At 71.2% G+C, this 18,181-nt stretch carries 16 protein-coding genes; 9 read left to right on the plus strand and 7 right to left on the minus strand.

The features are described from left to right. Positions 1-43: 43 nt before the first annotated feature. A complete protein-coding gene (locus POF43_RS04140; protein ID WP_271313138.1) occupies positions 44-1,126 on the minus strand; it encodes an inositol-3-phosphate synthase in 1,083 nt (360 codons plus the stop codon). Positions 1,127-1,193: 67 nt separating this feature from the next. Further along, the gene (locus POF43_RS04145) at positions 1,194-1,823 is read right to left on the minus strand and encodes a PadR family transcriptional regulator (RefSeq protein WP_271313137.1); all 630 of its coding nucleotides are present in this window, start codon (positions 1,821-1,823) and stop codon (positions 1,194-1,196) included. Between the two features lie 372 nt (positions 1,824-2,195). Between POF43_RS04145 and POF43_RS04150 the strand changes: the two genes are divergently transcribed. Then, positions 2,196-4,988 carry a transglycosylase domain-containing protein gene (locus POF43_RS04150; protein WP_271322954.1) on the plus strand — a complete coding sequence of 931 codons (2,793 nt, stop codon included), beginning with the start codon at positions 2,196-2,198 and terminating at the stop codon, positions 4,986-4,988. A gap of 114 nt (positions 4,989-5,102) precedes the next feature. Beyond that, complete coding sequence (locus POF43_RS04155) at positions 5,103-6,614, plus strand: glycosyltransferase family 87 protein (protein WP_271322955.1); 1,512 nt, start codon at positions 5,103-5,105, stop codon at positions 6,612-6,614. A 60-nt stretch (positions 6,615-6,674) separates the two neighbouring features. On the opposite strand, the gene POF43_RS04160 is transcribed toward POF43_RS04155, so the two are convergent. The 3 genes from POF43_RS04160 to POF43_RS04170 form a co-directional block, all read right to left on the minus strand. After that, entirely contained in the window at positions 6,675-7,706 is a 1,032-nt protein-coding gene (locus POF43_RS04160; RefSeq protein WP_271313134.1) for an alanine racemase, read from the minus strand. Positions 7,707-7,764: 58 nt separating this feature from the next. Next, complete coding sequence (locus POF43_RS04165) at positions 7,765-8,883, minus strand: lipid II:glycine glycyltransferase FemX (protein WP_271313133.1); 1,119 nt, start codon at positions 8,881-8,883, stop codon at positions 7,765-7,767. Positions 8,884-9,017: 134 nt separating this feature from the next. Continuing rightward, positions 9,018-9,326, minus strand: coding sequence for a hypothetical protein (locus tag POF43_RS04170; RefSeq protein WP_271313132.1), 309 nt, complete (start codon positions 9,324-9,326; stop codon positions 9,018-9,020). A gap of 217 nt (positions 9,327-9,543) precedes the next feature. Between POF43_RS04170 and rpsF the strand changes: the two genes are divergently transcribed. The 4 genes from rpsF (at position 9,544) to rplI (ending at position 11,256) form a co-directional block, all read left to right on the plus strand. After that, the gene (gene rpsF, locus POF43_RS04175) at positions 9,544-9,834 is read left to right on the plus strand and encodes a 30S ribosomal protein S6 (RefSeq protein WP_271313131.1); all 291 of its coding nucleotides are present in this window, start codon (positions 9,544-9,546) and stop codon (positions 9,832-9,834) included. A gap of 76 nt (positions 9,835-9,910) precedes the next feature. After that, entirely contained in the window at positions 9,911-10,513 is a 603-nt protein-coding gene (locus POF43_RS04180; protein WP_271313130.1) for a single-stranded DNA-binding protein, read from the plus strand. A gap of 42 nt (positions 10,514-10,555) precedes the next feature. After that, positions 10,556-10,792 (plus strand): 30S ribosomal protein S18, encoded by a 237-nt coding sequence (gene rpsR / locus POF43_RS04185; RefSeq protein WP_271313129.1) that lies wholly within the window; start codon positions 10,556-10,558, stop codon positions 10,790-10,792. Positions 10,793-10,809: 17 nt separating this feature from the next. Next, positions 10,810-11,256: a 50S ribosomal protein L9 gene (gene rplI / locus POF43_RS04190; RefSeq protein ID WP_271313128.1), complete on the plus strand. Its 447-nt coding sequence runs from the start codon at positions 10,810-10,812 to the stop codon at positions 11,254-11,256. Positions 11,257-11,790: 534 nt separating this feature from the next. On the opposite strand, the gene POF43_RS04195 is transcribed toward rplI, so the two are convergent. Continuing rightward, a complete protein-coding gene (locus tag POF43_RS04195) occupies positions 11,791-13,176 on the minus strand; it encodes an MATE family efflux transporter (protein ID WP_372515819.1) in 1,386 nt (461 codons plus the stop codon). 471 nt (positions 13,177-13,647) lie between these two features. Here POF43_RS04195 and dnaB point away from each other — a divergent pair, with 471 nt between their 5' ends. Together dnaB and POF43_RS04205 are read left to right on the plus strand one after the other, a co-directional pair. Beyond that, positions 13,648-15,204: a replicative DNA helicase gene (gene dnaB, locus POF43_RS04200; protein WP_271313127.1), complete on the plus strand. Its 1,557-nt coding sequence runs from the start codon at positions 13,648-13,650 to the stop codon at positions 15,202-15,204. 526 nt (positions 15,205-15,730) lie between these two features. After that, complete coding sequence (locus POF43_RS04205; protein WP_282704408.1) at positions 15,731-15,976, plus strand: hypothetical protein; 246 nt, start codon at positions 15,731-15,733, stop codon at positions 15,974-15,976. A gap of 191 nt (positions 15,977-16,167) precedes the next feature. Here the strand turns inward: POF43_RS04205 and POF43_RS04210 are convergent, their stop codons facing one another. Next, positions 16,168-16,932 carry a hypothetical protein gene (locus tag POF43_RS04210; RefSeq protein WP_282698735.1) on the minus strand — a complete coding sequence of 255 codons (765 nt, stop codon included), beginning with the start codon at positions 16,930-16,932 and terminating at the stop codon, positions 16,168-16,170. Positions 16,933-17,224: 292 nt separating this feature from the next. Here POF43_RS04210 and POF43_RS04215 point away from each other — a divergent pair, with 292 nt between their 5' ends. After that, complete coding sequence (locus POF43_RS04215; protein WP_271318385.1) at positions 17,225-17,857, plus strand: HAD family hydrolase; 633 nt, start codon at positions 17,225-17,227, stop codon at positions 17,855-17,857. Positions 17,858-18,181: the final 324 nt, after the last annotated feature.

Genomic DNA, 18,181 nt, shown 5'->3' on the forward strand with positions numbered 1-18,181 from the left:
ATTGCCCGAGAACCCCACGACGGTGCTCAGCCGGCGCCCGGAATCAGCGCTCGACCTCGCCCTTGATGAACTTCTCGACGTTGTTGCGGGCCTCGTCGTCGAAGTACTGCACCGGCGGGGACTTCATGAAGTACGAGGAGGCCGACAGGATCGGGCCGCCGATGCCGCGGTCCTTGGCGATCTTCGCGGCACGCACCGCGTCGATGATGACGCCGGCGGAGTTCGGGGAGTCCCAGACCTCCAGCTTGTACTCCAGGTTCAGCGGCACGTCGCCGAACGCGCGGCCTTCCAGACGCACGTACGCCCACTTGCGGTCGTCCAGCCACTGGACGTAGTCCGACGGGCCGATGTGGACGTTCTTCGCGCCCAGCTCCCGGTCGGGGATCTGGGAGGTGACGGCCTGGGTCTTGGAGATCTTCTTGGACTCCAGGCGCTCGCGCTCGAGCATGTTCTTGAAGTCCATGTTGCCGCCGACGTTCAGCTGCATGGTGCGCTCCAGCACCACGCCGCGGTCCTCGAACAGCTTGGCCAGCACGCGGTGCGTGATGGTGGCGCCGACCTGCGACTTGATGTCGTCGCCGACGATCGGCACGCCGGCCTCGGTGAACTTGTCCGCCCACTCCTTGGTGCCGGCGATGAAGACCGGCAGGGCGTTGACGAAGGCGACCTTGGCGTCGATGGCGCACTGGGCGTAGAACTTCGCCGCGGCCTCGGAGCCGACCGGCAGGTAGCAGACCAGGACGTCGACCTGGCGGTCCTTGAGGATCTGGACGATGTCGACCGGCGACTCCTGCGACTCCTCGATCGTCAGCCGGTAGTACTTGCCCAGGCCGTCGAGGGTGTGACCGCGCTGCACGGTGACACCGGTCTGCGGCACGTCGGCGATCTTGATGGTGTTGTTCTCGCTGGCGCCGATGGCGTCCGCGAGGTCCAGGCCGACCTTCTTGGCGTCCACGTCGAAGGCGGCGACGAACTCGACGTCCCCCACGTGGTAGTCGCCGAAGCGCACGTGCATCAGGCCCGGGACGCGGTTGTCCGGGTCGGCGTCCTTGTAGTACTCGACACCCTGCACCAGTGACGCGGCGCAGTTGCCGACGCCGACGATGGCTACGCGAACCGAACCCATTCCGGTTGCTCCCTGTGTTATCGGTGGTGGTAAACGGTTGATCGGACGGCCCGGCGGAGACGGGCCCTCAGGTGGTGGTGCTGTGCGGATCGGTGCCTTCCCGGGCCGGACCGGCGGCGTCGCGGTCCGCGGCGCGTCCGCGCCCGGTCCGTTCCGTCTCGATCAGCTCGTTGAGCCAGCGGACCTCACGTTCCACCGATTCCATGCCGTGCCGTTGCAGTTCGAGGGTGTAGTCGTCGAGCCGCTCGCGGGTGCGGGCCAGTGAGGCGCGCATCCGCTCCAGGCGTTCCTCCAGCCGGCTGCGGCGCCCTTCAAGCACCCGCATCCGTACCTCGCGCTCGGTGTGGCCGAAGAAGGCGAAGCGGACGCCGAACTGCTCGTCCTCCCAGGCGTCCGGCCCGCTCTGCGCGAGCAGGTCCTCGAAATGCTCCTTGCCCGCCGGGGTCAGCCGGTAGACGATCTTCGCCCGGCGCCCGCCCAGCGGTGCCGCCGACAGCGGCTCCTGCGACGCGGACTCCTCCGTCAGCCAGCCCTGGGCGACCAGGGTCTTCAGGCATGGGTAGAGCGTGCCGTAGCTGAAGGCGCGGAAGACGCCGAGCGAGGTGTTGAGCCGCTTGCGCAGCTCGTACCCGTGCATCGGCGATTCGCGGAGCAGTCCGAGGACGGCGAACTCCAGAACGCCGGAACGCCTGCTCATGGTCGCCTCCCCGCCGTACTCCCGGACGCGTGGCGCCCTGCCGTCAGCTGCTTCCTTATGTCGTTCTGATGTATCGACTCGATACATCGTGACGATAGAACGGGCATGTGCTTCTCGCAAGGTGTCTCGTGGTGAACGCCGTCACACAGGAAGTTGCGGACGACCAACTGTCCGATATGCGACGAAGGTTGACTTAGCTCGGGGTTTGACGGTGCGTACTCTGTTCGCCATGCAGAGCATCGGGAACTATGTGATGCCAGCAGGCGTCATGGTCCTAGGTGTCGTGTGGCCCGGCGGGGCCGCAGTCCGGGGGGACCGGAACACAACTGCCACCTTCAGGCGGATCCGCCTGTCCGAGGAGTAGCTGGAAGTATGAGCGAGCACCGCCGCAAGCCGCCGCAGCCAAACGGCGGCGGGCGCGCCGCAGGCCGCCGCGGAGCACAGCCCCCGTCCCCGTCGCCGGCCGGGGGGCGTCCCACGCCTCCCCGGAGCGGCCCGGGTCCCTACGGCGGCAGAGATCCATCCGGTACCGGCGGCCCCTCGGGCCCCGGTGACACGAACGGAACGGGGGGTGCGTACCGGGGGGCCCCGGCCCGGCACCACGACAGCGAACCGGAGCGGCCCTACGGCGGCCGCGCCGAGGCGCGCCGCGCCGCGCAGCGCGGCGGCCGGCGCCGGGCGGCCGGCGGACCCGACGGCCCCGGTGCCGGCGGCGGCCGCCGGGGCGGCGGCGGCACCGGTGGCGGCGGACGCGGTCCGAACGGACCCAACGGGCCCCACGGACCCAACGGCCCCAAGCCGAAGCGGCTGATCGACTACCCCCGCTGGGGCAAGCACGGCTGGCGTCGCTGGACGCCGTCGTGGCGGCAGTCGATGGGTATCACGGTGGCGTTCTGCGGCACCCTGGTGGCCCTGATCGGCGTCGCGTACCTGACGGTGGGCGTGCCCAGCGAGAACGCGGCCGCCGCGACCCAGAAGAACGTCTACTACTGGGCCGACGGGACGCCGATGGTGGTCTCCGGCGGCGGCGACCTCAACCGGCAGATCGTCGACATCCAGGACATTCCCAAGCCGATGCAGAACGCCGTGGTCTCCGCGGAGAACGCGACGTTCTGGACCGACTCCGGGATCGACCCGCAGGGCGTCGCACGGGCGATCGTGAAGATGGCCGAGGGAGGTGAGACGCAGAGCGGTTCGACCATCACGCAGCAGTACGTGAAGAACACCTACCTCGACCAGAGCCAGACGGTCACCCGCAAGTTCAAGGAGATGCTCATCTCCATCAAGGTCGGCGAGCAGATGCCCAAGTCGAAGATCCTCGCGGGCTATCTCAACACCGGCTACTACGGGCGCGGCGCGTACGGCATCCAGGCCGCCTCGCAGGCCTACTACGGGATCGACTGCGACAAGCTGAGCGTGTCCCAGTCGGCGTTCATGGGCGCGCTGCTCAACGGCCCCAACCTCTACGACCCCAACGGCGGTATCGGGCCCGGCGCCACGCCGAGCGAGAACCTGACCCGGGCGAAGGCCCGGTGGAGCTGGATCCTCGACCGCGAGGTGGACACGCACGACCTGACCCCTTCCCAGCGGGCGCAGTACAAGACCTTCCCGATGCCCAAGCCGCCGAAGCCGGCCACCAACAAGGCGGGCCAGATCGGTTATCTGACCGACCTGGCGGACAACTACGTCGAGGCCAGCAGCCCGGTCACCGCGCGCGACCTGGCGCAAGGCGGCTACCAGATCTACACGACCTTCAACAAGAAGGACGTGATGGCGATGCAGAAGGCGGTCACCGACGTCACCAAGGCCAGCTTCAACACGAAGCTGCGGCCCAAGACCGACACCTACGTGCAGTTCGGCGGTGCGTCGGTGGTGCCGGGAGACGGCGCGATCAGAGCCATCTACGGCGGCGTGGACTACCTGAAGCACTTCACCGACAACGCCGACTACACCGGCGCGCAGGTGGGCTCGACGTTCAAACCGTTCGTCCTGGCGGCCGCCATGCAGTACGGCGTGCGGGATCCCAACGGGCCCACGGAGCAACCACTGTCGGAGCGGACGATCGTCTCGCCCAAGAGTGAGTATCCGGGCAAGAACAACTGGAAGGTCCTGCAGTACAACGGCCAGGTGTGGACCGACAAGGACGGCAAGGAGTGGCTCCAGGCCAACGACGAGAGTGACAACTTCCCGTCGAACACCCTGGAACACGCCATGCAGGAGTCGGTGAACTCCACCTACGTCCAGCTCGGCATGGACGTCGGCACCGACATGGTGCAGAAGTCGGCCCTGGCGGCCGGCGTCAACAAGGACAGCCTGGCCAGCGACCAGTACCCGTCGTTCTCCATCGGCACCTCCTCGCCGTCGGCGATCCGGATGGCCGACGCCTACTCCACCTTCGCCTCGAACGGTGAGCACTACGAGCCGTACTCGGTGACCAAGGTGGAGCAGAAGGGTGTGGCGATCTACCAGCACCACTCCACCTCGACCCAGGCCTACAGCTCCGCGGTGGCGCAGAACGTCACCGGCGTCCTTCAGGACGTGGTCCAGCACGGCACCGGCACCTACGCGCTGAACCTGGGCCGCCCGGCGGCGGGCAAGACCGGCACCACCGACAGCAACAAGTCGGCGTGGTTCACCGGTTACACCCCGCAACTGGCGACGTCCATCGGCATGTTCCGGATGAACGACCAGGCCAAGCCCCCGACGTTCCTGCCCATGTACGGCCTCGGCGGCAACGCCAAGATCTTCGGCGCGTCCTACCCGACGGAGATCTGGACCGCGTACATGAAGCAGGCGCTGGCCGGCCAGCCGGTCAAGCAGTTCCCGCCGGTGCCCAAGCTGGGCACCGCGGTCAACGCGCACGGCGCCAGTTCCTCGCCGTCGCCGTCGGCGACCCCGTCGCCCAGCGCGTCGGCGTCCACCTCACCGTCCCCGTCGATCTCGCCGTCGGTCTCGGGCACCCCGCTGCCCGGCCCGTCCGACAGCTGCGGTTTCTTCGGCTGCCAGCCCGGCGGCGGCACCGGCGGTGGCAACGGCGGCACCGGGGGCGGCGGCATGCCGTCCACCACGCCGAGTACCGGCCCCGGGACCGGGGGCGGCAACAACGGCGGAGGCAACAACGGTGGCGGGGCCAACGGCGGACTGTTCGGTGGCAACACCGGATAGCCCCCGCCGCACGCCCGGATGAACACCGCGAAGGCCGCGGGACGCGACAGACGTCCCGCGGCCTTCGTCATGCCTCGCGCCCGGCCCCCGGGCGGGTACGGCAGGATGTCCCGCATGACGACCGTGCGCGAGAACGACGAGAGCGCCGCGGCCGGGCGGGGCCCGGCGGTGCTGCCCAGCGCCGAGGATCCGGTGGCCCGGGCCGGCAGCGAGCTGATCGGCGGCCCGGCCGGCCGCCGCGCGATCTCCGACCGCCGCGGCTGGTGGAACCCGGTGCGGATCATCGTCCTCGCCGCCATCGTGCTGTTCGCGCTGGGCATGGCCCAGAAGGTGCCCTGCTACGACCACGCCTGGTTCTTCGGCGCCAACGACCAGTACACCCACGCCTGCTACTCCGACATCCCGCACCTGTTCTTCGCCCGCGGCTTCGCCGACGACCAGGTGCCGTACTTCGACCACATCCCCAACGGCATCTCCGGCGGCATGGGGTACCTGGAATACCCGGTGCTGACCGGGCTGTTCATGGAGATCGCCTCCTGGCTGACCCCGCACGGCTCCGACCTGGTGCACCGCGAGCAGGTGTACTGGCTGGTCAACGCCGCGATGCTGCTGGTCTGCGCGGTGGTCACCGTCGTCGCGGTCGCCCGCACCCACCGGCGCCGCCCGTGGGACGCGCTGCTGGTCGCGCTGGCCCCCGCGCTGGCGCTGACCGCCACCATCAACTGGGACCTGCTGGCGGTCGCGCTGACGGCCGTCGGGATGCTGCTGTGGGCCCGCTCACGGCCGGTGGCGGCCGGCCTGCTGCTGGGACTGGCCACCGCCGCCAAGCTCTACCCCGTGCTGCTGCTGGGCCCGCTGCTCTTCCTGTGCCTGCGTGGCGGGCGGATGCGGCCGTACCTGAAGTGCGTGGCCGCCGCCGCTGCCGCCTGGCTGGTGGCGGACCTGCCGGTGATGTGGCTGGCCTGGCCGGGCTGGAAGCAGTTCTACTCCTACAGCCAGACCCGGGGCATCGACTTCGGCTCGGTGTGGCTGATGATCTCCCAGCGCACCGGCCTGCCGATCTCGGTCGGGCTGGCCAACGGCCTGGCGACCGCGCTGATGGTGCTGGCCTGCCTGCTGATCGCCCTGCTGGCCCTGGGCGCCCCGCGCCGCCCGCGCTTCGCCCAGCTCGCCTTCCTGGTGGTGGCCGCGTTCATCCTGACCAACAAGGTCTACTCGCCGCAGTACGTGCTGTGGCTGATCCCGCTGGCCGCGCTGGCCCGGCCGCGCTGGCGCGACTTCCTGATCTGGCAGGCGTGCGAGGTGATGTACTTCCTCGGCATCTGGATGTACCTGTCGTACACCACCGGCGGCAACGACAAGGGCCTGCCGATGGGTGGCTACGACATCGCGATCGCGCTGCACCTGATCGGCACGGCCTACCTGTGCTTCATGGTGGTCCGCGACGCCATGCGGTCGGGCAACGACCCGGTCCGGCTGGACGGCTCCGACGACCCCTCCGGCGGGGTGCTGGACGGCGCGCCCGACATGGTCACGCTGGGCGGCGGCCGGGTGGCCGGCGGCCGACGCCGCGCGAGCGGCAGGCCCGCCGCCCCGGTGCCACCGGACGGCCGGCCCCTCGACTGACCCCGCCCCCGACTCCGCGACCGGCGCCGCCGGCCGGCCGAGCGCCGGTCGGCGGTCCGCTCAGCGGTCGACGATGCGGTCGAACTGCGTGGTGGTGTGCCGCAGGTGCGCCACCAGCTCGTCGCCGACCGCGGGCGGGGCGACGTCGCCGGGCAGGAAGAGGATCGACACCTGCATGTGCGGCGGCTCGGCGAACCACCGCTGCTTGCCGGCCCACACGAACGGGGACAGGTTCCGGTTGACGGTGGCCAGGCCGGCCCGTGCGACGCCCTTGGCGCGCGGCATGACGCCGTGCACCGCCTTGGGGGCCTCCAGACCCACCCCGTGCGAGGTGCCGCCCGCCACGACCACCAGGTGGCCGTCGCCGGCCGCCCGCTGCTGGCGGTAGCCGTACCGCTCGTTCTTCGCGATCCGGGTGACGTCCAGCACCGCGCCGCGGTACACCGTCGCGTCGTGGTCGCCCAGCCACAGCCGGGTGCCGATCCGGGCCCGGAACCGGGTCTGCGGGAACTGCTGCTGGAGGGCGGCCTGCTCCTGCGGCTTCAGGTGGCTGACGAACATGGTGTTCAACGGCAGCCGGGCACCGCGCAGCCGTTCCATCCAGGTGAAGACCTCCTCCACCGCGTCCGAGCCGTCGGCCCGGTCCAGCGGCAGGTGGATGGCGAAGCCCTCCAGCCGGACGTCCTCGATGGCGTGCTGGAGCTTGCCCAGGTCGTCCTCGGTGACGCCGTGCCGCCGCATCGAGCTCATGACCTCGATGACGACCCGCGCGCCGACCAGCCCGCGCACCCCTTCGACGGAGGAGACCGAGCGGATGACCCGGTCCGGCAGCGGCACCGGCTCCTCGCCGACCCGGTACGGGGTCAGGACCAGCAGGTCGCCGCCGAACCAGTCCTTGATCCGGGCGGCCTCGTACGTCGTGCCGACGGCGAGCATGTCGGAGCCCAGCCGGGTGGCCTCGTCCGCCAGCCGCTCGTGGCCGAAGCCGTAGCCGTTGCCCTTGCAGACCGGGATCAGGGCGGGGAACTGGTCCACCACGGACTTGTGGTGCGCACGCCAGCGCGCGGTGTCGACGTACAGGGTGAGCGCCATGGCGGTGTCGGGACCTTCCTGGTGAAGGGTGGAACGGGAAGCGGCGCGGACCGTGCGGTCAGCGGCGCGACATGTAGATGTCGAGGGCCTTGTGAAGCAGCTTGTTCAGCGGGAAGTCCCACTCACCCAAGTATTCTGCCGCCTGGCCACCGGTACCCACCTTGAACTGGATGAGGCCGAAAAGGTGATCCGTCTCGTCCAGCGAGTCGCTGATGCCGCGCAGGTCGTACACGCTCGCCCCCATCGCGTGGGCGTCCTGGAGCATCCGCCACTGCATGGCGTTGCTGGGCCGCACCTCGCGCTTGTGGTTCGCGGAGGCACCGTAGGAGTACCAGACGTGGCCGCCGACGATGAGCATGGTGGCCGCGGCGACCGCCTCACCCTCGTGCATGGCGAAGTACAGCCGCATCCGGTTGGGGTCCTCGGAGTTGAGGACGGTCCACATCCGCTGGAAGTACGACAGCGGGCGCGGCCGGAAGTGGTCGCGCTCGGCGGTGACCTCGTACAGCTGCTGCCACAGCGGGAGCTGGTCGTAGCCGCCCTGCACCACCTGGACGCCGGCCTTCTCGGCCTTCTTGATGTTGCGGCGCCACAGCTGGTTGAACCCCTTGAGCAGGTCCTCCGGTCTGCGGTCCGTCAGCGGGACCTGGAAGACGTAGCGCGGCTGGACGTCGCCGAAGCCGGCGCCGCCGTCCTCACCCTGCTGCCAGCCCATGCGGCGCAGCCGGTCGGAGACCTCGAAGGCGCGCGGTTCGATCACGCTGGCCTCGATGTCGCGCAGCCGCTTGACGTCCGGGTCGGCGATACCGGCCTTGATGGCGGCGGTGTCCCAGCGCCGGATGATGACCGGCGGTCCCATCTTCACCGTGAAGGCGCCCTGCGCCTTCAGGTGCGCCAGCATCGGGCGCAGCCACTCCTCCAGGTTGGGCGCGTACCAGTTGATGACGGGCCCCTCGGGGAGGTACGCCAGGTACCTCTTCACCTTGGGAAGTTGACGGTAGAGGACCAGGCCGACACCGACCAGACGGTCCTCGGCGTCGAACCAGCCCAGGTTCTCCGAGCGCCACTCGGCCTTCACGCCGGCCCACGCGGGAACCTGCATGTGGCTGGCGGCGGGCAGGCTCTGGATGTACGCCAGATGCTGCTCGGGACTGATGGTCCTCAGGGTCAGGCTCATTCGTGGCGCTCCCCACGCTTGCGGGTTCCAACCGGACTACCGGCGGAAGCCTACTGCGCGTGGGGAACGCCCCGTTCTGCGGCGTGACGCTCTCCGCGGTGCGTGGCGCCTTCGGGGCCGCGCGGCGGCGGTGGTCACATACCGCCCCACAGACCGCCGTGCGCGATCCCGAGGGCCAGGCCGAGCCCGGCGCAGCCGAGCCCGATCACCGCGATGAAGCGCTCGCCGGTGGTCTGGGAGACAAACTGCGCGTAGCCGCCGGTCAGGAAGCCGGCCAGGCCGGCCCAGGAGCTGATCAGGTGCAGGCTCGGGAAGATCGCCGTGATGACCGCGAGCAGTCCCAGAACGGCGGTGGCCAGCGCCAGCCCGTTCTCCCGTGGATGGGCCTTGCCGTCGGAATTGAGCAGGCTCATGACGTCGTGGGGCCGGTAGGTCTGTGACATGGGGCACCTCCGTGAACGGAAGGTCGCGCGCGTCGTGGCGCCGTGCAAACCCTTGTGTACAGATTGTCCCCGCTACCGGCCGATTTCAAGCCGGGGGTGGTTGACAGGTAGTGTGGACCGTCTGCACCGGTGAGCCTTCTTGCCGGTGCGACGCACAGTAAACCCTCCTGTCACGGAAACGCCGTGACCGCTGAGTCCAGAGGAGGTGGGTTCCACCATGCGTCACTACGAGGTAATGGTCATCCTCGACCCGGATCTGGAGGAGCGCTCCGTCGCCCCCCTGATCGAGAGCTTCCTTGCCGTCATCCGCAACGGCGGTGGCAAGGTGGAGAAGGTCGACACCTGGGGGCGTCGTCGTCTCTCCTACGAGATCAACAAGAAGCCCGAGGGCATCTACTCGGTTCTCGACCTCAACGCCACGCCCGAGGTCGTCAAGGAGCTGGACCGTCAGCTCAACCTGAACGAGTCGGTTCTGCGGACCAAGGTCCTCCGCCCGGAAATGCACTGAGCGCCTCGCGCGCCCAGAGCTGAGTACGGCACCGAGCAGCCAGCAGCACAGCACAACCGCCGAGAGGTCACCCACCATGGCAGGCGAGACCGTCATCACGGTCGTCGGCAACCTTGTCGACGATCCCGAGCTGCGCTTCACCCCCTCCGGTGCGGCGGTCGCGAAGTTCCGTGTCGCGTCCACCCCCCGCACCTTCGACCGGCAGACCAATGAGTGGAAGGACGGCGAGAGCCTGTTCCTCACCTGCTCGGTCTGGCGGCAGGCGGCGGAGAACGCGGCCGAGTCACTTCAGCGCGGTATGCGCGTCATCGTGCAGGGCCGGCTCAAGCAGCGGTCGTACGAGGACCGCGAAGGCGTGAAGCGGACGGTCTACGAGCTCGACGTCGAAGAGGTCGGCGTCTCGCTGCGCAGCGCGACCGCCAAGGTCACCAAGACTGCCGGCCGCGGCGGCCAGGGTGGTCAGGGCGGCTACGGCGGTGGCCAGGGCGGCGGTCAGGGCGGCGGCAACTGGGGCGGCGGGAACTCCGGCGGCGGCGGTCAGGGCGGCAGCGCCCCGGCCGACGACCCGTGGGCGACCAGCGCACCGGCCGGCGGCCAGAGCGGCGGCGGTGGCGGCGGCAACTGGGGCGGAAGCTCCGGCGGCAGCGGCGGCGGCTACTCGGACGAGCCGCCCTTCTAAGGGCGGTTGCACACCACTTCTTGATTTCACAGGAGAGAGAACATGGCGAAGCCGCCTCCGCGCAAGCCGAAGAAGAAGGTCTGCGCGTTCTGCAAGGACAAGGTCAACTACGTTGACTACAAGGACACGAACCTGCTGCGGAAGTTCATTTCCGACCGCGGCAAGATCCGTGCCCGCCGCGTGACCGGCAACTGCACGCAGCACCAGCGTGACGTCGCCACGGCCGTCAAGAACAGCCGTGAGATGGCGCTGCTGCCCTACACCTCGACTGCTCGCTGAGAGAGGGTGACCGACGCATGAAGATCATCCTCACCAACGAGGTCAGTGGCCTCGGTGCCGCAGGCGACGTCGTCGACGTCAAGGACGGCTACGCCCGCAACTACCTGGTCCCCCGCGGCTTCGCGCTGCGCTGGACCAAGGGCGGCGAGAAGGACGTCGAGCAGATCCGCCGCGCGCGCCGGATCCGCGAGATCCACACCCTTGAGCAGGCCAACGAGGTCAAGGGCAAGCTCGAGAACGTCAAGATCAAGCTGTCGACCCGCGCGGGTGACACCGGCCGTCTCTTCGGCTCCGTCACCCCGGCCGACGTCGCCTCGGCGATCCAGGCCGCGGGCGGTCCCTCGGTGGACAAGCGCCGTGTCGCGCTCGTCGCGCCGATCAAGACCGTCGGTGCGCACCAGGTGACCATCAGCCTCCACCCGGAGGTCTCGGTCCGCCTCGACCTCGAGGTCGTCGGCGCCTGACCTGAGCGCTCCGCGCAGTCATGACGCAGGGCCGGTCCTCCCCTCGGGGAGGACCGGCCCTGCGGCTGTTCCGGGTCATGTTTCACGTGAAACGGGATGGGCCGCGCGGGGTTGCCGGGGCCGCGTGGGGTGCGCTTGGCCGGTGTGGTGCTGCCGGCTCCGCCGGAGGGCGGCGTGGCCCGGGCGGGGTGGTGTGGCGTGGCGGGCCGTGTGGCGTGCTTGAGGCCGCGTGGGGTGTGCCTGGCCGGTGCGATGCTGCCGGCTCCGCCGGAGGGCGGCGCGTGGATGGTGTGGTGCTGGCTCGGCTGGTGTGCGGCGCGTTCTGGACGGTGTCGGCTCCGCCGGAGTAGGCGCCGGCCCGGTAGGAGCGCGACCCGGCCCGGGGCATGCCGAGCCGCTCTTGCTTCAGGGGTCATGTTTCACGTGAAACGAGGCCGGTGGCCGGTACGTGTTTCACGTGAAACATCACCGGGGTCGAGCCCGCGTCGGACCCCCGCCGCCTTGCTCCCGGACTGCGTCGGACCCGCCGCCGCCTCACTCCCGGACCGCGCCGGTGACGATCCACCGGCCGGAGCGGGCCCGCGCCCCCAGGAACAGCAGGCGGGTCAGCATGAAGAGGGCCATCGCCCACCACAGCGCGGTGAGCGCGCCGCCCAGCGCGGGGACCGCCAGGGCGGCCGGGACGAAGACCGCCAGCGTGCCGACCATCGCCCACGCCAGATAGGGGCCGTCCCCCGCGCCCATCAGGACGCCGTCCAGCACGAAGACCGGCCCGCAGATCGGCTGGGTCACCGCGACGACCAGCAGGGCCGGCAGCAGGGCGCCGCGGACCGTGGGGTCGGAGGTGAACAGCGGGATGAACAGCGGCCGCCCCACGGCCACCAGGGCCCCCAGGACGACCCCCACCGCGGTCCCCCAGCCCACCATGCGGCGGCAGGCGGCCCGCGCGCCGTCGGTGTCCCCGGCGCCCAGGCAGCGGCCGATGATGGCCTGGCCGGCGATGGCGATGGCGTCCAGCGCGAACGCCAGCAGGCTCCACAGAGTGACCAGGATCTGGTGGGCGGCCACCTCGGCGTCGCCCAGCCGTGCGGCGACCGCGGTGGCGATCACCAGGACCGCCCGCAGGCTGATCGTGCGCACCAGCAGCGGCACCCCCGCCGTGGCGCAGGCTCGGATACCGGCCAGGTCCGGGCGCAGCGGTACCCCGTGCCGCCGGGCGCCGCGCACCACGACGGCGAGGTAGACCGCCGCCATGCCGCACTGCGCGGTCACCGTGCCCCACGCCGACCCCGCGATGCCGAGTCCGGCGCCGTAGACCAGCGCCAGGTTGAGGCCGGCGTTGGCGGTGAATCCGGCGACGGCGACCACGAGCGGGGTGCGGGTGTCCTGCAGGCCGCGCAGGACTCCGGTGGCCGCCAGCACGATCAGCATCGCCGGTATGCCCAGGCAGCTGATGCGGAGGTAGGTGACCGCGTAGCCGCTGGCGTTGCCCGACGCGCCGAACAGCCCGGTGAGCGCCGGGGCGCCCGGGACGGCGACCGCGACGACGAGGACGCCGAGCAGCAGGGCGAGCCAGATGCCGTCGACGCCCTGCCGGACGGCGGCGGACAGGTCGCCGGCGCCGACCCGGCGGGCGACGGCGGCCGTGGTGGCGTACGCGAGGAAGATGAAGACGTTGACGGCGGTGGTCAGCAGGGTCGCGGCGACGCCGAGTCCGGCCAGTTGCGGGGTGCCGAGGTGGCCGACGATCGCGCTGTCGGCCATGACGAAGAGCGGTTCGGCGACCAGGGCGCCGAAGGCCGGCAGAGCGAGCGCGACGATTTCCCGGTCGTGCCGGCGCCGGACGTCCTTGGGGGTTTTCGGGGGCTGCGGCGGCCGGTGGTGAGCGGTGCCGCCGGGGGTGCTGGGGGCCGAGGTCACCGGCTCAGGGTAATCGTCCACAGGTAATGGTCACAAGGCATTTCCAGTGCTTACCTTTGGTGGCGCTGAGTGATCGGCTCCGCAGGGTCGGGTGTGATCTTCGGCCGTCCGGGAAACTTTTTCTCCTGCACAGCCGGTGGATGGTGAATGCGCAGGTCAAGGCGGGTGCGGCGGGGAGCGCTCCGGCTTGTCCACAGCGCTGTCCCCCGCGCTGTACACAGGTTTTCCGGGCTTCTCCACAGGATGGGGGCGTTCATCCACATGGCCTGTGGATAACCATCTTGGCTGACGGAGCCGGGGGGACCTACGGTAGGGCGGCACCCGCCTGTTTCCGGGCGCCGGGATCGCGTCGCGCGAACCGGGGAACCGACGCGCCCGAAGCGGAGCCGGGTGCCTTTGAATGTCCGACCCGTGCCGTAGAAAAGGGTGCACGGCAGGGGGTCTGTGATGGACCGGGAGGAGGTGGCGGGGGTGAGCCAGCCCGAGCCCACGGACGACCACTGGGGAGACGCGCCGCCGATCGATCCGCCGTTCCCGGACGACCCGGGCGGCGCGGGCGAACGGCTGCCCGCCGCACGCCCCGGCCGCGGCCGGGGACGCGACGGCGACGGCGGCGGCCGGGAACGCGGTTCCGGCCGGGACCGTGACCGCGACGGCGGGCGCGACGGCGACCGGGAGCGCGGCGGCTGGTCCGAGGGCGGCTTCGAGCGCGTACCCCCGCAGGACCTGGACGCCGAACAGTCCGTGCTCGGCGGCATGCTGCTGTCGAAGGACGCGATCGCCGACGTCGTCGAGGTCATCAAGGGCAACGACTTCTACCGCCCGGCGCACGAGACGATCTACACCGCGATCCTCGACCTCTACGCCCGTGGCGAGCCGGCCGACCCCATCACCCTGGCCGCCGAGCTGACCAAGCGCGGCGAGATCACCCGCGTCGGCGGCGCCTCCTACCTGCACACCCTGGTCAACGTCGTCCCCACCGCGGCCAACGCCGAGTACTACGCGGAGATCGTCCACGAGCGCGCGGTCCTGCGCCGCCTGGTCGAGGCCGGTACCCGGATCACCCAGATGGGTTACGCGGCCGATGGTGACGTGGACGAGATCGTCAACTCCGCGCAGGCGGAGATCTACGCGGTCACCGAGCAGCGCACCAGCGAGGACTACCTGCCGCTCAGCGAGATCATGGAGGGCGCGCTCGACGAGATCGAGGCGATCGGCTCGCGCAGCGGCCAGATGACCGGTGTGCCCACCGGGTTCACCGACCTCGACTCGCTCACCAACGGGCTGCACCCCGGTCAGATGATCGTGGTCGCGGCCCGCCCGGCGATGGGCAAGTCCACCCTCGCGCTGGACTTCGCCCGCTCCTGCTCCATCACCCACGGCCTGCCCAGCGTCTTCTTCTCCCTGGAGATGGGCCGCAACGAGATCGCCATGCGCCTGCTGTCCGCCGAGGCCCGGGTGGCCCTGCACCACATGCGTTCCGGCAACATGACCGACGACGACTGGACCCGGCTGGCCCGCCGGATGCCCGAGGTGTCGGCCGGTCCGCTCTACATCGACGACTCGCCCAACCTGTCGATGATGGAGATCCGCGCCAAGTGCCGCCGCCTCAAGCAGCGCAACGACCTGCGGCTGGTCGTCATCGACTACCTCCAGCTGATGCAGTCCGGCGGCTCCCGCCGTCCCGAGAGCCGCCAGCAGGAGGTCTCGGAGATGTCGCGAAACCTCAAGCTGCTCGCCAAGGAGCTGGAGGTGCCGGTCATCGCGCTGTCCCAGCTGAACCGTGGTCCCGAACAGCGCACCGACAAGAAGCCGATGGTCTCCGACCTGCGTGAGTCCGGCTCCATCGAGCAGGACGCCGACATGGTCATCCTGCTGCACCGCGAGGACGCCTACGAAAAGGAGTCCCCCCGCGCCGGCGAGGCCGACCTCATCGTCGCCAAGCACCGCAACGGCCCCACCGCGACCATCACCGTCGCCTTCCAGGGCCACTACTCCCGCTTCGTCGACATGGCGGGCAACGTCTGACACCGGCCGCGCCGACATCGGCCACCGTGCCCCGCCGCCCGCCCGGCGCCGGCCCGCCCCGGCGCCCTCAGGACGCGCCCCTCGGCCCGCGACCTCGCCGCCGACGCCCTCTCCGCCCGGACCCCGCACACCGCCGCCTGCCGTGACGGACCGCTGTGCCGGGCGCCGGTGGGGGCGGGTCCGTCGGGCGGGGCGCAGCCGGGCGTACGGGGACAGCGGCCCCGTGGCCGGGTCGTAGCGGCGGCCGCGGGTGTCGGCGACCACGTCGGCGGGGGCGCCGAGGCCGGTCGGGACGTCGAGCGCCGCACTCTCGGTGATCGGCCGGCCGTCCCGCAGCGTCACGGTGGCCCGCGCGTACGTCAGCAGGCCGAGGCCGACCCACAGGTCGTCCAGCCAGCGGGCGCGGGCGTTGGCGGCGGGCAGCCGGAAGCCGCGCAGGCCGGCGCGGACGAACGCGGCCCGTGCGGCGCCGGTGACGGCCGGGAGCAGATCGGCCGGGAGTGGCCCGCGCAGGGGCGGGCCGGCGGTGCGCAGTTCGCGTCGGGTGACGGGGGTGACGGTGCGTTCGGTCCAGTGGCTGCCCGCCCACGCGAGGCGGCGGGCCCCGGGGGCGGCGAGCCGGGCGGCGTCCGGGGAGCAGCGGTACAGCTTCGCCGCCGCGGACTCGTCCGCCGCCATCGCGCGGTCCAGCCGCCGGGTCCGGGCGGCCGTCCGCCACGGCCACCAGGCCGAGGTCGCTGCGTCCGGGCCGTACGTCGCCCAGCGCCGGTGAGACGTGGGCCCGCAGGGCCTCCAGCGGCACCGTGCGGGCCACCCGGGCGGCGAAGGGTCCAGTACCGCCCGGATCGCCGCGTCCCGCACGGCGCCGGTTCTCCCGGCGAGTGCCGCCGTGCGCCCCGGAGTCCGGCGCACCGGTGTGCGCGGAGCCGGGACCGGGGCGGGCGGACCCCGTCGGGGCGCTGTTCAGGCGCGGCGGGGCCAGCGGGGGCGTGGGGGCGGTGGCGGGGGCGGGGCCAGGTCGCTCAGGGCCAGCCGGACGTGGTCGAAGGTGACAACGGTGTCGCGCCCCCTCCCGGGCAGCAGGGCGCCGATGCACAGCGGGTCGGCGGTGCCGTCCGGGCCGGGGGGGACGGCGAGGACGGGGGCGCCGGCCAGGCCGTCGGGGATCGCGCCCTGCCAGCCGAGGGTGTTGTCGTTGCGGCGGTAGACGTGGCCGGCCACCACCGCCGGGCCGCTGCCGTCGCCGGGCCGCGGCGGTACCGGGTGGCCGACGGCGTAGGCCGGGGCCGGGCGGCCGTCGAGGGCGGCCAGGTCGCCGACCGCGGCGGCCAGGCCGTCGTCCACCGGGTCGGTGGTCCAGCGCCAACCCCGGCGTTCGGCGTGCGCGTGCAGGCCAGTGGTGGGCATGACGGCCAGGCCGAGGCGTTCCAGGCGGATCCACTGCTCGGCGAAGCCCGGCATGAGCAGCACGTCCGGGTTGACCGGCGGGTCGCACAGTTCGGGCCGCAGTACCAGCTCGCCCAGGTCGAAGCGGGTCATCGCGTCGGCGGTCACCAGGTACTGGCGCACCACCGGTCCGTCCGGGCCCGCGGCCACCAGGTCGTCGAACCAGAACGCCGTGCCGTGGCGCTCGTCGGACCGTGCCTGCCGCACCGGCAGCGTGGATCGCCCGACCAGGCTGAGGAGGGTCTTCACGATCGCGGTCTGATCAACGGACTGGTGCGACATGGACCCTGAGCCTACTGCCGCACCGTCAGCTGACGGCCCGGAAGATCATCAGGCGGACACCTCGGCACCCCCCTCCACCAGGTAGTTTTCCGCTCAACCAAGGAGGTCCGCCCAGAGCTACCGGGGGTAACGCGGCGCCCGGCCTCGGGGCGGGGATGGCGCCGCCCGTGCTGCCAGCGGCCGGATCCGCCAAATACCGGTGTGATCAGCGGTCCGCCCGCGGTTATGGTGCCGAAGTCGTGGTGCGTGCGGCGGCCGTGCCGGGCGCGGAGCGGGAGCGAGGGGGAGCGCGGTGTCGAGGCTGCACCTGTTCGACATGGACGGGACGCTGTTGCGCGGCAGTTCGGCCAACGTGGAGCTGGCGAGGGAACTGGGCCTGGTCGAGGAGTTCCGGGAGATGGACGCCCGGTTCGCGGTCGGCGAGATCGACTCGGGGGCCTACGCGGGCCAGGCGTACGGGCTGTGGCGTGAGCTGACCGCCGAACGGGTCGCCGCCGCCTTCGACGGCGCCCCGTGGCTCGCCGGTATCCGCGAGGTCTGGTCGGACATCCGCGCGCGCGGTGAGTACTGCGCGGTGATATCGATGTCCCCCGACTTCTTCGTCCGCCGGCTGCTGGAATGGGGCGCGCACGCCGCGCACGGCACCCGCTTCCCCGAACCCCCCTTCGGCGACGTCCCGCTGGACCTCACGGGCATTCTGCGGCCCGAATCCAAGGTGCTCATCGCGGACCGGCTGTGCGCCGACTACGGCGTCACCCGCGCGGAGTGCGTGGCCTACGGCGACTCGCTCTCCGACACCGCGCTGTTCGGCGTCGTGCCGGTCTCCGTGGCGGTCAACGGCGACCACAACGTGGCCGCCCTGGCGACCCTGGCCTACCGCGGCGACGACCTGCGCGAGGCGTACGCGCTGACGCTCCCGCGCTGAGCCCGCGCGGGCCGTGATTGCGGCTGACACGACGTCATGCCACGTTTTCCGGCCGGTGTTGCGGGTGCGCGGCGATTGCGGTCATCTGTCCGGGCGATTGCCGACATAACGGCGGCGCCGGCCGGGCAGGGGGGAGCGGGACTTGTGGAATTACGGCCGCCCGGTATGGTCGAGTCCGTTCGTTCGCGGTTGGTCCGCCGTGACGTCGGAAATGCGCCAGGGTCCCCGCGCACGACCGGCCGCGACCGGGCCGGCGCCGCGAGCCGACTCACCCTAACGTGAACAGGACGTGCGTTACCCGGACTTCCGGCTGTTTGTCCGTTC

This window comes from Streptantibioticus silvisoli (genome assembly GCF_027947535.2).
Taxonomy (GTDB): Bacteria; Actinomycetota; Actinomycetes; order Streptomycetales; family Streptomycetaceae; genus Streptantibioticus_C; species Streptantibioticus_C silvisoli.

Coding starts and splice junctions, on each gene's coding strand:
- rplI (WP_271313128.1), top strand. CDS start 10,810: ATGAAGATCATCCTCACCAACGAGGTCAGTGGCCTCGGTGCCGCAGGC.
- POF43_RS04150 (WP_271322954.1), top strand. CDS start 2,196: ATGAGCGAGCACCGCCGCAAGCCGCCGCAGCCAAACGGCGGCGGGCGC.
- rpsF (WP_271313131.1), top strand. CDS start 9,544: ATGCGTCACTACGAGGTAATGGTCATCCTCGACCCGGATCTGGAGGAG.
- POF43_RS04180 (WP_271313130.1), top strand. CDS start 9,911: ATGGCAGGCGAGACCGTCATCACGGTCGTCGGCAACCTTGTCGACGAT.
- POF43_RS04210 (WP_282698735.1), bottom strand. CDS start 16,932: ATGTCGCACCAGTCCGTTGATCAGACCGCGATCGTGAAGACCCTCCTC.
- POF43_RS04145 (WP_271313137.1), bottom strand. CDS start 1,823: ATGAGCAGGCGTTCCGGCGTTCTGGAGTTCGCCGTCCTCGGACTGCTC.
- POF43_RS04155 (WP_271322955.1), top strand. CDS start 5,103: ATGACGACCGTGCGCGAGAACGACGAGAGCGCCGCGGCCGGGCGGGGC.
- POF43_RS04140 (WP_271313138.1), bottom strand. CDS start 1,126: ATGGGTTCGGTTCGCGTAGCCATCGTCGGCGTCGGCAACTGCGCCGCG.
- POF43_RS04165 (WP_271313133.1), bottom strand. CDS start 8,883: ATGAGCCTGACCCTGAGGACCATCAGTCCCGAGCAGCATCTGGCGTAC.
- POF43_RS04170 (WP_271313132.1), bottom strand. CDS start 9,326: ATGTCACAGACCTACCGGCCCCACGACGTCATGAGCCTGCTCAATTCC.
- POF43_RS04160 (WP_271313134.1), bottom strand. CDS start 7,706: ATGGCGCTCACCCTGTACGTCGACACCGCGCGCTGGCGTGCGCACCAC.
- rpsR (WP_271313129.1), top strand. CDS start 10,556: ATGGCGAAGCCGCCTCCGCGCAAGCCGAAGAAGAAGGTCTGCGCGTTC.